The 332-nt window shown below is 53.3% G+C and carries 1 protein-coding gene; it reads right to left on the bottom strand.

The genetic code is table 11. The annotated features are described in order from the left end of the window. Positions 1–332 (bottom strand): alpha-hydroxy-acid oxidizing protein (locus ACTHS3_RS17465; protein ID WP_440368694.1); only part of this gene is annotated, 332 nt, incomplete at both ends.

A 332-nucleotide genomic window follows, 5' to 3' on the forward strand; every position in this document is an offset into this window, starting at 1 on the left:
GGTAAACGCCATGGAAATATCCATTTCTTTATACAGGATTTCCAGCGCGCGGGTGACACCTTCTTCACCATACGCACCCAAACCATACAGGAACGCCCGACCTATCATCGTGCCTTTCGCACCCAAAGCCCAAGCCTTCAAAATATCCTGACCGCTGCGGATGCCGCTATCCATCCAAACCTCGATGTCGCTGCCCACCGCACTGACCACATCAGGCAAAGCTTTGATGGCAGACACAGTATCGTCAAGCTGACGGCCGCCATGATTGGAAACGACCAATGCATCCGCGCCGCTTTTCGCTGCTTTTTCCGCGTCTTCAGGTTCCATAATGC

The sequence above is a fragment of the Neisseria sp. P0009.S007 genome (assembly GCF_051962515.1).